Raw genomic sequence first — 12,842 nt, 5'->3', positions numbered from 1 at the left:
ATGATACTCTAGCGCCCCATGAAACTTGATGATGTCCAGCGCATTGCGCACCTTTCCAGTCTTGACTTAAGTCAGGCAGAAGCCGAGGCAGTATTGCCTCAATTACAGGCAGTTTTTGCCTTGGTTGAGGAGATGCAGGCGGTTGATACAAGTGGTCTTGCACCATTGGCTCACCCCATCCTCTTTTTGCGTGATTTAGCGCAACCTTTGCGTACGGACGTGGTTACTGAAACTGACCAGCGAGCTGAAAATATGCAATCTGCCCCTGCTGTGCAGGAAGGCTACTTCTTAGTCCCGCGGGTGATCGAATGAGTTGGCACCAAACCCCAATTGCCTTAATGGCAAAAGCATTGGCTGCTAAAGAGGTCTCTAGCACTGAGCTGACCAAGTACTTTCTGGAGCGTATTGAGGCTGGAAAACGCTGGAATGCATACCTTGATGTAAGTGCTCACTTAAGTTTAGAGCAAGCATCTAAAGCGGATAAAATTCTTGCTTCTGGTAAGGCTGGAAAATTAACAGGCATTCCAGTTGCCCATAAAGATGTCTTCGTAACGCGTGGCTGGAAATCAACAGCTGCATCCAAAATGCTTGAGGGTTACCTCAGTCCATTTGATGCCACGGTAGTTTCGAATCTCGGGATTCCGGATGAACTTAATCCCAATGGTGCCGGCATGGTTTGTCTTGGAAAGACCAATATGGATGAGTTTGCAATGGGCTCCTCTAATGAGAATTCAGCCTATGGCCCAGTCCTAAACCCCTGGAATTCAGAATATGTTGCTGGCGGATCTTCTGGAGGCTCTGCAGCGGCAGTAGCTGCAGGATTGGCTCCGATTGCAACAGGTACAGATACTGGTGGATCTATACGGCAGCCTGCCGCCTTTTGTGGGCTCACCGGAATTAAGCCGAGTTACGGGCGTGTCTCGCGCTACGGCATGATTGCTTATGCCTCATCCTTAGATCAGGCTGGCCCTATGGGCAAGAATGCGGAAGATTGCGCGCTATTACTCTCGGCAATGTCTTCTCATGATCCACGTGACTCCACCTCTCTAGCGGACTCTGGCGAGGACTACGGGCGTTATCTCACGCAGAATTGGAAAGAAGGTGGCTCCAATGCAGCTAAACCATTAGAGGGATTGCGGGTTGGTTTGCCAAAAGAATTTTTTGCGGAAGGACTTGCGCCAGAAGTGGCTAACGCAGTCAATGCTGCAGCCAAAGCACTGCAAGATTTAGGCGCAGAGTTAATAGAGGTTAGTCTGCCAAAAACCAAGTTGTCCATTCCGGTCTATTACGTGTTGGCTCCTGCTGAGGCCTCAAGTAATTTGAGTCGCTTTGATGGTGTGCGTTACGGACACCGAGCAAATGAATATCGTGATTTATCTGACATGTATAAGAAATCACGTACCGAAGGATTTGGTGCAGAAGTAAAACGTCGCATCATGGTTGGCACCTATGTCCTTTGTCATGGCTATTACGATGCCTATTACCTGCAAGCTCAAAAAATCCGTCGCATTATTGCTGCAGACTTTCAGGCGGCATTTGAAAAGTGTGATGTGATCTTGGGGCCGGTTGCCCCTGATGTTGCTTGGCGTCTAGGTGAAAAATCAAAAGATCCAGTACAGATGTACTTGGAAGATATTTATACGCTCTCAACGAACTTAGCAGGACTGCCAGCCATGAGCGCCCCATGTGGATTCAGTTCAAATAATTTACCAATTGGCATGCAATTAATTGGCAATTATTTTTCAGAGGCGCGCTTACTTCAGGTGGCGCATCAATATCAGCAAAGTACTGATTGGCATTTGCGTCAAGCAAGCGAGGTGGCATGATGCAATGGGAAATCGTTATAGGTCTAGAGACCCACGCACAGCTTCAAACGCAATCTAAAATTTTTAGTGGAGCAAGTACGCGTTTTGGAGCAGGGCCAAACACACAGGCCTGCGCAGTCGACTTGGCTTTGCCTGGTGTTTTGCCAGTCTTAAATCGTCAAGCAGTTGAGCATGCCATTCGTTTTGGTTTAGCTGTGGGCGCAAAGATTTCTCCAGCGAGTATTTTTGCGCGCAAGAATTATTTCTATCCTGACTTGCCAAAGGGATATCAGATTAGCCAGATGGATCTCCCGGTGGTTGTTGGCGGCCATTTGGAAATACTGGTTGGCGATCAAGTCAAAGTGGTTGAGCTCACGCGCGCCCATATGGAAGAGGACGCTGGTAAGTCAGTTCATGAAGAAGGTTTCTTGGGCCCACACGGTGAAGCATCAAGCGGCATCGATCTGAATCGTGCTGGCACACCATTGCTAGAAATTGTTACAGAGCCGGTGATGCGAAGTGCTGCTGAAGCAGTGGCTTATGCAAAAGCGCTGCACACATTAGTAGTTTGGTTGGGTGTGTGTGACGGCAATATGCAAGAAGGATCTTTCCGTTGCGATGCTAACGTATCTGTTCGACCTGTAGGTCAAAAAGAATTTGGCACCCGTTGCGAGATTAAGAACTTAAACTCCTTCCGCTTTTTGGAAGAGGCAATTCAATATGAAGTACGCCGACAAATTGAGTTGATTGAAGATGGCGGTGCAGTCGTTCAAGAAACGCGCTTGTACGATCCCGATCGTCAAGAAACGCGCAGTATGCGTAGCAAAGAAGATGCAAATGACTACCGCTATTTCCCGGACCCCGATTTATTACCAGTAGTCATTGATGATGCATGGATTGCTGATGTGCGTACCAAGATGCCTGCGCTCCCAGCGCAGCTTTGCGAGCAATGGCAAAGCGAGTTCGGCTTAAGCGCCTACGATGCGCAATTGCTCACACAAGATCGCGATACCGCCAAAGTATTTGAAGAGCTTTTGGCTATTGTTGGAAAACCGTTGGCAAAAGCTGCAGCCAATCTCATTGCGGGTGAGCTTGCTTCATCACTCAATCGTGCTGGCATTGCTACTGCAGATGCACCATTAAAAGCAAAGCATTTGGCACCATTATTAACTCGTGTAGCAGATGGAACTATCTCTAACAAGATCGCAAAAGATATCTTTGCAATTCTGTGGGAAGAGGCTATCGAAGGCAAAGCCATTAGCACTGTTGATCAAGTGATTGACGCAAAAGGCTTAAAACAGATTAGCGATAGTGGTGAGCTTGAAGCTATGATTGATAAGGTGTTGGCGGCCAACGAGAAGTCTGTTGAAGAGTTCCGCTCTGGCAAGGAAAAAGCATTTAATGCTTTGGTGGGCCAGATCATGAAAGCTTCAAAAGGCAAGGCCAATCCAGGTCAGGTGAACGAGCTGCTGCGTAAAAAACTGAGCTAAAAGTTAAATTAGAAAATAAGCAAGAAAGACATAGATGAGCGCAATCGATCCTAAGCAGGCCGAACAAGAAGAATTGGTGGCGGAGTGGTTGCGTGCCACCCCGGGTTTCTTTGAGCGCTATGCCAATCTATTAAATGAAATTCGTTTGAAGCATCCACATGAGGATCGCGCTATTTCATTGCAAGAGCGTCAGATGACTTTGTTGCGCACTCAGAACCAAGAATTGAATCGCCGTCTTAGTGAGATGCTGCACTTTGGTAGTCGAAATGACAAGACTCAACAGAGTTTGGTGGCTTGGTTATTGCGCTTGATGCGTGCAAATACAAAAGCGGATGTGGAGTCTGCGGTGACTGCGGGCTTGGCAGAAGTATTTGAAGTTGAGTCGGCACAACTACTGTCGCCTAATGCGGCATTTGGTCCGTGGATTGATACGCCGTTATGCGGTTCCGCTAAGGAGCTAGCAGCGGCGAGCGTAGATTTGTTGGCGACCCAAGTCAGCATTGATCCTGAGTGGCAAAGCATGGTGGCTATCGGCTTGCCACTAGGTAAAAGTATTGGCGTGGCGCAATCACCGGCCGTGCTTTTGCTGGCAAGTAAAGACGAATCTCGCTTTACTGCGGATATGGGCGCATTCTATTTACGTCAGATAGCAGAACTAACTGCTGCAGCTTTGGATCGTATCCAGGCTTATGAGCCAAGCACCAGCTGATCTTCATCCTTTGGTGCAAGAGTATTTGCACGAGCTGCATGTATTAAGGCAGCTATCACCTCATACGCTTAAAGCCTACCGCATGGATCTGGGCGAGTTGCAATTATTAGCAACAGATGATTCCATTGAATTATTAAAAGTCACAAATGCGCATGTGCGTCGCTGGGCTGGCCGTTTGCATTCCAAAGGAAAATCATCTCGTACGATTGCTAGAGCGCTCTCTGCGTGGCGAGGTTGGTACGACTGGTTGACTGTGAAGGATGCCCGTCGTGATGCGCAAGCGGGAAGGGTGACTGCAAACCTAGTCGCTAATCCAGTCGATGATGTGAAAGCGCCTAAACGTTTGAAGTCCCTACCGAAAGCACTTTCGGTTGAGCAGGCGCTTGCCCTGGTCAATCAAGCCGTAAAAGAAGCTGAAGAAAAAAAAGATCTAGAGACTGTGCGTGACGCTGCAATTATCGATTTGCTATATTCCTCCGGCCTACGTTTATCAGAGCTTCTGGGTATTGATGTGATGCAAAGCAAAGATCGTCAACATGAGTCGGCAGGTTGGTTGGACTGGGACGCCGCAGAAGTGACTGTGTTGGGTAAGGGTGGCAAGCGCCGCTCAGTCCCGATTGGTGGGCCTGCAATGCAATCCCTCAAAGTCTGGCGCTCGGTTCGCGAACAGCTGGAGCAGGCAGATGTGTCGATCGCTTTATTTATTTCCGCTGCGGGCGCGCGTTTATCTCCTCGTACAGTTCAAGCTCGTTTACGCACCTTAGCGATGCGCGCCGGGCTTCCAACCCATGTGCACCCTCACATGATGCGTCATAGCTTCGCCAGTCATGTCCTGCAATCATCCCAAGATTTGCGAGCGGTGCAGGAGATGCTGGGGCATGCCAGCATTGCGAGCACCCAGATTTATACCTCTTTAGATTTCCAACACCTAGCGCAGGCATACGATAAAGCCCATCCTCGCGCAAAGGCTGGCAAAGCTTGAGGAACTCGGTAAGATAGAAGGTTTCCCATTTGGGGAATGTATTTATAGATTTTGATAGGATCAATGATGGCGTTAATTCCGGTAACAATTCTTACGGGCTTTCTAGGTAGCGGCAAAACCACTTTGCTAAAACATATCTTGACGGAAGATCATGGCAAAAAAATTGCCGTCATTGAAAACGAGTTCGGCGAAGAGAATATTGATAACGACATCTTGGTTCAGGATAACCAAGAGAATATTGTGCAAATGAGCAATGGCTGTATTTGCTGCACCATTCGCGGTGACTTGGTTGAGGCGCTCAATTCACTTTGGGAACAGCGTAAAGATAAAAAGATTAGCTTTGATCGTGTATTCATTGAGACTACAGGCGTTGCTAATCCAGGCCCGGTGGCGCAAACCTTCTTTATGGATGATGATGTTGCGGATCATTACGTATTAGATGCGGTAGTGACCCTGGTCGATGCCAAGCATGGCCCACAACAGTTGACCGAACATGAAGAGGCTCAGCGCCAAGTGGGCTTTGCCGATCAAATCTTTATCACCAAGACCGATTTGGTGACACCTGCTGAAGTGGATGCCCTGCGTAATCGTTTGATGCACATGAATCCCCGCGCGCCGATTCAGGGAATTTCTAAGGGAGTGGTGCCTTTGGATGCCGTTTTGGATCTCAAGGGCTTTAATTTGAATGCGAAGCTCGATATAGACCCCCACTTCTTGGAGCAAGATGATCATGACCACGCTACTTGTGGCCACGATCACAGCCACGACCACCATGATCACAGCACTTGCGGTCATGATCACAGTCATGACCACCATGGCCATGCAGGCCATACAGACCGCATCCAATCCTTCGTTTTTCGTAGTGATAAACCCTTTGATCATAAAAAATTAGAAGACTTCCTGGGAGGCATTTTGGAGGTCTTTGGGGAGAAGATGCTGCGCTACAAAGGCGTCCTTTATGTGAAGGGTAGCAACCGAAAAGTCGTGTTCCAGGGCGTCCATCAGATGATGGGGAGTGATTTGGCCGGTTTATGGGGTGCCGAACCAAAGCAGACTAGGATGGTTTTTATTGGCATTGATTTGCCTAAGGACACCCTGCTGGCTGGGCTTGAGGGCTGCTTGGCCTAGGAAATATAAAGTACAATCCGGCGCCACGGTCAATATTGATAAATATTGGCAAAAGGGCAGTAAAACTTTGGCAGAATGAAGCAATAATGGTTTAGATCCATGGAAAGAATGAAATGACGGTAAAAACACCAACGAAATCTACGGCTACGGCAAAAGCACCTAGTAAGGCTGCAAGTGCGAAGGCTGCTAAGGGTGCCCCTTTAACAGAAGTTGAGTTGCTCAAGATGTCCGAAAAGGACTATATGAATGCAGCACAGCTGGATTTTTTCCGTCAAAAGCTTCTGGCCTTAAAAAACGACATTTTGAAAAACGCCTCTGAAACTACAGAGCATTTGCGTGAAAATATTTTGGTTCCCGATCCTGCTGACCGCGCAACGATTGAAGAGGAGCATGCTCTTGAGTTGCGTACGCGCGATCGTGAGCGCAAGCTCTTGAAAAAAGTAGAGCAGGCGCTAGCCCGCATTGAGTCTGGCGATTATGGTTGGTGTGAAGAGACTGGGGAGCCGATTGGTTTGAACCGTTTAATTGCCCGCCCAACAGCCAATCTTTCTCTTGAGGCGCAAGAGCGTCGTGAACTTCGTCAAAAGTTGTTTGGCGATTAATTACTAGACTGAATATAAAAGTAGCAATGACCAAGCAATCTCCATCTATTAGCGAAATCTCTCCTTTACTGAAGGCGGAGATTTTGGCCGAGGCCTTGCCTTATATTCGTGCGTATCACGGTAAGACTATCGTGATTAAGTACGGCGGAAACGCGATGGTCGAAGAGCGTCTCAAAGAAAGCTTTGCTCGCGATGTCATCCTGCTGAAGCTAGTTGGCATGAATCCAGTAGTAGTCCACGGAGGCGGCCCACAAATTGATGAGGCCCTCAAAAAGATTGGTAAGACTGGTACCTTTATTCAAGGTATGCGTGTGACCGATGAAGAAACTATGGAAGTGGTGGAGTGGGTTCTTGGCGGCGAAGTACAGCAAGACATCGTGATGTTGATTAATCACTTTGGCGGTCAGGCTGTTGGCTTGACTGGTAAAGATGGTGGCTTGATTCGTGCAAAGAAAATGTTGGTTGCTGATGAAAAGAAAGCTGGCGGAACGATTGATTTAGGTTTTGTTGGTGAAATCGAAGCCATTAACCCAGCAGTTGTAAAAGCATTGCAAGATGATGCCTTTATCCCAGTGATCTCCCCAATTGGATTTAGCGAAGAAGGCCAGGCATACAACATCAATGCTGACCTAGTGGCCGGCAAGATGGCGGAAATTTTGCATGCAGAGAAATTGGTCATGATGACCAATATTCCTGGAGTGATGGATAAAAATGGCACGCTCTTAACAGACTTAACGGCCCGTGAAATCGATGGCCTATTTGCTGATGGCACGATTTCTGGCGGAATGTTGCCAAAGATTTCTTCAGCCTTGGATGCAGCAAAGAGTGGCGTGAATTCTGTTCACATCATTGATGGTCGAATTGAGCACTCACTGTTGCTCGAGATTTTGACTGAACAAGCTTTTGGAACGATGATTCGCTCGCGCTAAGAGTTGGATAAGAGATATAGATATGCGTGATTCTTTAGACCCTAGTGCATCAGAGATTGAGGTAACAGTTGCCGAAGAGGGTAAGACACGTAAGCGTCCACGCCCTGGTGAGCGCCGCCTCCAAATCCTGCAAGTATTGGCTGAGATGTTGCAAAACCCTAAGGGTGAGCGCGTAACTACAGCAGCATTAGCCGCAAAAATTCAAGTTTCAGAAGCTGCCCTCTATCGACATTTCGCTAGTAAGGCGCAAATGTTTGAAGGCTTGATTTCATTCATCGAGCAAACAGTTTTTGGGCTGATTAATCAGATTAATCAAAAAGAAGAATCGGGCCTTGCGCAAGCTCGCGGTATTTTGCAGATGCTTTTATTCTTTGCAGAAAAGAACCCTGGCATGACCCGCGTTCTTTTAGGCGATGCTTTATTGCAAGAGGACGACCGTTTACAAGAACGAATTACTCAGGTTCTTGATCGTGTGGAGGCGTCTCTAAAGCAGTCTTTGCGCATTGCTCAAACCCAAGGCGGAGCTTGGGCGAATGTAAGTCAAGATGAGGTTAGCGTTCGAGCGGGTATGTTGATGAGTTGCGTCCTAGGGCGCTGGCATCGATTTGCTCGAAGTGGCTTTAAGAAGCTACCAACTGAAGCATCAGATATCAGCCTTCGCATTCTTCTATCCGAATGAGCGAGCTACACCTCTCTAGAAACACGATCCATTTTGCCGAGCCCTTGCCTTTGCAGAGTGGCGCCATCCTATCGGGCTACGATTTAGTTATTGAAACTTACGGCAAACTCAATGCCGATAAAAGTAATGCTGTGCTGGTTTGTCATGCACTAAATGCATCACACCATGTTGCCGGACCCAACCCAGATGATGCAGGCGATATAGGTTGGTGGGACAACATGATTGGGCCGGGCAAGCCGGTTGATACCGACCACTTCTTTGTGATTGGGGTGAATAACTTAGGCTCCTGCTTTGGCTCTACTGGGCCAATGAGTATTAATCCTGCCACCAGCAAGCCTTATGGCGCAGACTTCCCTGTAATCACGGTTGAGGATTGGGTAAACACCCAGGCACGCTTGGCTGATAAGTTGGGCATTCGACGTTTTGCTGCGGTGATGGGTGGAAGCTTGGGTGGTATGCAGGCATTAGCCTGGGCAATTCAGTTTCCAAAACGCCTTGCGCATTGCTTGGTCATTGCATCTACACCGAAACTCAGCGCACAAAATATTGCATTTAATGAAGTGGCACGTAATGCCATTTTGTCTGACCCAGATTTTCATGGTGGCAACTACTATGAGCATGGCGTCGTACCAAAGCGCGGCCTAAAACTAGCGCGCATGGTCGGCCACATCACTTATTTGTCGGATGATGATATGGCGGAAAAGTTTGGGCGCGAGCTGCAAAGACCGCAAGGCGAATCTCAAGACTACCGCTTTAGCTTTGATGTTGAATTCGAGGTTGAAAGTTATTTGCGTCACCAAGGTGATAAGTTTTCTACCTACTTTGATGCCAACACCTATTTGCTGATTACCAGAGCGCTAGATTATTTTGACCCTTCTCGTCGCTATGAAGGCAGTCTGAACCGCGCCCTAGCTGAAGTGCAAGCCAAGTTTTTAGTCGTGAGCTTCTCTACTGATTGGCGCTTCCCGCCAAATCGCAGTCGCGAGATTGTCGAATCTTTGCTCAGCAATAAGAGTGAAGTGAGTTATGCCGAGATTGATGCGCCCCATGGCCATGATGCCTTCTTGTTGGATGACCCGCGTTATCACAATCTGATTCGTGCTTATTTCGAACAAATGCTAGAGGCTAAATCATGAAACGCGCAGACTTTGCCGCAATAGCAAACTGGATTGCGCCGAATAGTGAAGTGCTTGATCTCGGTTGTGGTGATGGCAGCTTCCTAGAGTATTTGCAAAAGAAAAAACCCGTCCATGCTTACGGAGTTGAGATTGATGATGCGCGTGTACTTTCTTGCGTGCAAAAGGGCTTGAACGTCATTCAACAAAATCTTGAGGGGGGCTTAGCGCTCTTTGAGAACAACAGCTTTGATACGGTAGTGCTCTCACAGACATTGCAAACGATTCATGAAACCGAAAAGATCCTGCGTGAAGTGGTTCGGGTTGGCAAGGAGTCGATTGTTTCTTTCCCAAACTTTGGCCATTGGTCTCATCGCCTAGCGGTTGGCTTTGGTCGCATGCCCGTTTCTAAGAGCTTGCCATACCAGTGGTACAACACGCCTAATGTACGTGTTCTCACGGTGGCTGATTTTGAAAAGCTGGCTTCGAGCTTAGGATTGCAAATTTTGGATCAATGCATCTTGCATGAGGGTCGTCAGGTTACTTTGATGCCCAATCTTTTTGGAAGCCTAGCGCTGTTCCGCGTTCGACGTGCTTAGTACGATTGAGTCCTGGCTGAAAGATTTTCGGGTTTATCTCGAATGGCCTTGCCTCCGAATGCTCTTCTTGGGCTTCTCTGCAGGTTTACCTCTACTACTAATTTTAGGAACGCTGAGTTTTTGGCTAAGAGAAGCTGGCATTGATCGCAGCACAATTGGCTATCTCACTTGGGTTGGCTTAATCTACGCTTTTAAATGGGTGTGGGCTCCATTAGTGGATCGTCTATCCATTCCCTTTTTATCAATACTATTTGGTAGAAGGCGTAGTTGGCTACTCTTTGCCCAGTTGCTGATTGTTCTTGGTCTGGTGGGCATGGCCAGTATTGACCCCAAAGTTCAGCTTACACCGATTGTGTGGTGTGCGCTCTTGGTTGCTTTTGGTTCTGCAACGCAAGACATTGCTTTAGATGCTTTTCGAATTGAATCTGCCGATAGCGATCATCAGGCAGCTTTAGCCGCTACCTATCAAACGGGCTATCGATTGGCTTTAATTTGGTCGGGTGCTGGGGTGCTTTGGTTGGCTGCTCGCGCTGAGTCAGGTTCTGCTGGCTATGATCCTGCAGCATGGCAATTTGCCTATCTCTGTATGGCTCTCTCGATTGGTGTGGGTGTGATCACCACCTTGTTTAGTAAGGAGCCTGTTCGTATTGAGCTTGCTAAAGCCCGTAATGCAAAAGCATGGCTGCACCAAACTTTAATAGAGCCGTTTGCAGATTTTATTCAGCGCTATGGTTGGCACGCGATTTTAATTTTGTCCTTAATTGCCATCTATCGAATTAGTGATGTGGTGATGGGCATTATGGCTAACCCGTTTTATGTAGACATGGGATACACCAAAGATGAGGTGGCGGCGGTTAGCAAGGTCTTTGGCGTGGTGATGACATTAGTCGGCGCTTTCCTTGGTGGTGTACTCACTTTGCGATTTGGGGTGATGCGCATTTTGTTTTTGGGGGCGATCTTATCCGCCGTCAGTAATTTGTTATTTGCTTGGCTTGCCACTCAGGGCCATGATTTGCATGGCTTGATTTGGGTAATCTCTGCTGATAATTTGAGCTCCGGGATTGCTACGGCAGCCTTCATTGCATTCTTATCTGCACTGACAAACATTCAGTACTCCGCAACTCAGTACGCATTGTTCAGTTCGATGATGCTCTTATTGCCAAAGTGGCTGGCTGGATTCTCGGGCGTCTTTGTAAATAATTTTGGCTACTCCAGCTTTTTTATTAGCACCGCAATTATTGGTGCGCCAGTCTTAATTCTGATTTGGCTCACCATTCATTTCAAAGTAGTTGAGTTTAAAAAGCACGACTCACAGGTCGCTAAATAGACCAGTCGTAGTCTACAGTGAGGGGTGCGTGATCTGAAAATCGCTCATCTTTATAGACGGCAGTATTTTTAGCGCTTGCTGCAATTCCCGGGGTGGTGATGTGATAGTCGATGCGCCAGCCTACGTTCTTTGCATATGCTTGACCCCGATTGCTCCACCAGGTGTAACAGGCATCAGTTGCTTCAGGCTCTAGCTTTCTATAAACATCCACGTAGCCGACTTTGCCAAACAAGTTTGTTAGCCAAGCACGTTCTTCCGGTAAAAAGCCCGAGTTCTTCAGGTTGCCTTTCCAGTTCTTGAGGTCAATCTCATTATGGGCAATATTCACATCCCCGCACAGCACAATCTCGCGCCCTGACTTTTTGAGTTCAACTAGGTGTGGCAAGAAGGAGTCTAGATAACGATATTTAGCCTCCTGTCTTTCTGGCGAGCTAGAGCCTGAGGGCATATATACCGAGATTACTGAGAGCTTCTTGAATCGGGCCTCTACATAGCGCCCCTCCGCATCAAATTCCTCATTCCCATAGCCATAGAGCACCTCGTCAGGCTTATGTGGGGTGTAGATGCCGCAGCCGCTATAGCCTTTTTTCTCAGCATGATGAAAAAAGCCGTGTAGCCCATCCGGATTCAGAATCGCATCTTCTAAGTCATCCTGTTGAGCCTTGAGCTCCTGCATGCAGACAAAGTCTGCCCTTTGCTTTACAACCCAAGGCATAAAGCCTTTTTTGACTGCAGAACGGATACCGTTGAGGTTGGCAGAAATGATGCGTAACATATAGGCCTATGAGCTCAAAAAATTCTAATCAAGATAACTTTATTCAATTTGCCCTGGAGGCAAATGTTTTGTCGTTTGGGGAGTTTAAAACTAAAGCGGGTCGCCTTTCTCCCTATTTCTTTAATGCGGGTGGATTTAATGATGGGGCTCGCTTAAGTGCATTGGGTCGCTACTATGCCAAGGCTTTGCAAGAGTCTGGTCTGCAATACGACATGCTGTATGGGCCAGCCTATAAAGGCATCACTCTGGCTGCTGCGACTGCAATTGCTTTGGCTGATGCTGGCCGCAATGTCCCCTATGCCTACAACCGCAAAGAAGCCAAAGATCATGGCGAAGGAGGCACATTAGTGGGTGCTCCAGTTAAAGGCAAGGTAGTCATTATTGATGATGTGATTTCAGCTGGAACGTCTGTACGCGAGTCCGTAAAACTCATTCGTGATGCAGGTGCAGAGCCAGCGGCGGTATTGATTGCTTTGGATCGTATGGAAAAGTCAGGGACTGCTACAGAGATTGGTGATAAGTCAGCAGTTCAAGCGGTAGAACAGGAATTTGGATTGCCGGTAATAGCAATTGCAAACTTGGCAGACCTGATGGCCTTCTTAACCACCTCCAGCAATACCGAGTTAACAAACTATCTACCAGCAGTAAAAGCCTATCGCGAGAAATACGGTATTTAATCTAAAGAGCGGTAGCGGTAGTTTC

General features: G+C 47.7%; 14 protein-coding genes. 13 read left to right on the top strand and 1 reads right to left on the bottom strand.

The genetic code is table 11. The features are described from left to right. The first annotated feature begins 18 nt into the window (after positions 1–18). The 12 genes from gatC (at position 19) to ICN16_RS05905 (ending at position 11,365) form a co-directional block, all read left to right on the top strand. A complete protein-coding gene (gene gatC / locus ICN16_RS05960; protein ID WP_216135470.1) occupies positions 19–312 on the top strand; it encodes an Asp-tRNA(Asn)/Glu-tRNA(Gln) amidotransferase subunit GatC in 294 nt (97 codons plus the stop codon). Continuing rightward, entirely contained in the window at positions 309–1,826 is a 1,518-nt protein-coding gene (gatA, locus tag ICN16_RS05955) for an Asp-tRNA(Asn)/Glu-tRNA(Gln) amidotransferase subunit GatA (protein ID WP_216135469.1), read from the top strand. Before gatC ends, gatA begins: the two co-directional genes overlap by 4 nt. Continuing rightward, a complete protein-coding gene (gene gatB / locus ICN16_RS05950) occupies positions 1,826–3,295 on the top strand; it encodes an Asp-tRNA(Asn)/Glu-tRNA(Gln) amidotransferase subunit GatB (RefSeq protein ID WP_216135694.1) in 1,470 nt (489 codons plus the stop codon). The genes gatA and gatB overlap by 1 nt, the downstream gene beginning before the upstream one ends. A 34-nt stretch (positions 3,296–3,329) precedes the next feature. Further along, positions 3,330–4,004 carry a DUF484 family protein gene (locus ICN16_RS05945; protein ID WP_216135468.1) on the top strand — a complete coding sequence of 225 codons (675 nt, stop codon included), beginning with the start codon at positions 3,330–3,332 and terminating at the stop codon, positions 4,002–4,004. Next, a complete protein-coding gene (locus ICN16_RS05940) occupies positions 3,985–4,986 on the top strand; it encodes a tyrosine recombinase XerC (RefSeq protein WP_216135466.1) in 1,002 nt (333 codons plus the stop codon). Before ICN16_RS05945 ends, ICN16_RS05940 begins: the two co-directional genes overlap by 20 nt. A 63-nt stretch (positions 4,987–5,049) precedes the next feature. Next, positions 5,050–6,114 (top strand): GTP-binding protein, encoded by a 1,065-nt coding sequence (locus tag ICN16_RS05935; protein WP_216135463.1) that lies wholly within the window; start codon positions 5,050–5,052, stop codon positions 6,112–6,114. Between the two features lie 224 nt (positions 6,115–6,338). Then, on the top strand, positions 6,339–6,716 hold the full coding sequence (dksA, locus tag ICN16_RS05930; protein WP_216135692.1) for an RNA polymerase-binding protein DksA: 378 nt from the start codon (positions 6,339–6,341) through the stop codon (positions 6,714–6,716). A 26-nt stretch (positions 6,717–6,742) separates the two neighbouring features. Continuing rightward, positions 6,743–7,645, top strand: coding sequence for an acetylglutamate kinase (gene argB, locus ICN16_RS05925; protein ID WP_216135460.1), 903 nt, complete (start codon positions 6,743–6,745; stop codon positions 7,643–7,645). A 22-nt stretch (positions 7,646–7,667) separates the two neighbouring features. Then, positions 7,668–8,324: a nucleoid occlusion factor SlmA gene (gene slmA / locus ICN16_RS05920; RefSeq protein ID WP_216135457.1), complete on the top strand. Its 657-nt coding sequence runs from the start codon at positions 7,668–7,670 to the stop codon at positions 8,322–8,324. Next, positions 8,321–9,460, top strand: a complete 1,140-nt coding sequence (locus ICN16_RS05915; RefSeq protein ID WP_216135454.1) for a homoserine O-acetyltransferase — start codon at positions 8,321–8,323, stop codon at positions 9,458–9,460. The genes slmA and ICN16_RS05915 overlap by 4 nt, the downstream gene beginning before the upstream one ends. After that, the gene (metW, locus tag ICN16_RS05910; protein ID WP_216135451.1) at positions 9,457–10,038 is read left to right on the top strand and encodes a methionine biosynthesis protein MetW; all 582 of its coding nucleotides are present in this window, start codon (positions 9,457–9,459) and stop codon (positions 10,036–10,038) included. Before ICN16_RS05915 ends, metW begins: the two co-directional genes overlap by 4 nt. Then, positions 10,031–11,365 carry an AmpG family muropeptide MFS transporter gene (locus ICN16_RS05905; protein ID WP_370625608.1) on the top strand — a complete coding sequence of 445 codons (1,335 nt, stop codon included), beginning with the start codon at positions 10,031–10,033 and terminating at the stop codon, positions 11,363–11,365. The genes metW and ICN16_RS05905 overlap by 8 nt, the downstream gene beginning before the upstream one ends. On the opposite strand, the gene ICN16_RS05900 is transcribed toward ICN16_RS05905, so the two are convergent. Continuing rightward, positions 11,358–12,140, bottom strand: a complete 783-nt coding sequence (locus ICN16_RS05900) for an exodeoxyribonuclease III (RefSeq protein WP_216135447.1) — start codon at positions 12,138–12,140, stop codon at positions 11,358–11,360. The genes ICN16_RS05905 and ICN16_RS05900 overlap by 8 nt on opposite strands. Before the next feature lie 8 nt (positions 12,141–12,148). Here ICN16_RS05900 and pyrE point away from each other — a divergent pair, with 8 nt between their 5' ends. After that, on the top strand, positions 12,149–12,817 hold the full coding sequence (pyrE, locus tag ICN16_RS05895; RefSeq protein WP_216135446.1) for an orotate phosphoribosyltransferase: 669 nt from the start codon (positions 12,149–12,151) through the stop codon (positions 12,815–12,817). Positions 12,818–12,842: the final 25 nt, after the last annotated feature.

The organism is Polynucleobacter sp. es-MAR-4 (assembly GCF_018882055.1).
Taxonomy (GTDB): domain Bacteria; phylum Pseudomonadota; class Gammaproteobacteria; order Burkholderiales; family Burkholderiaceae; genus Polynucleobacter.
Note: the sequence above shows the minus strand (reverse complement) of the source record. Positions and strands in the feature narration are given on the sequence as shown.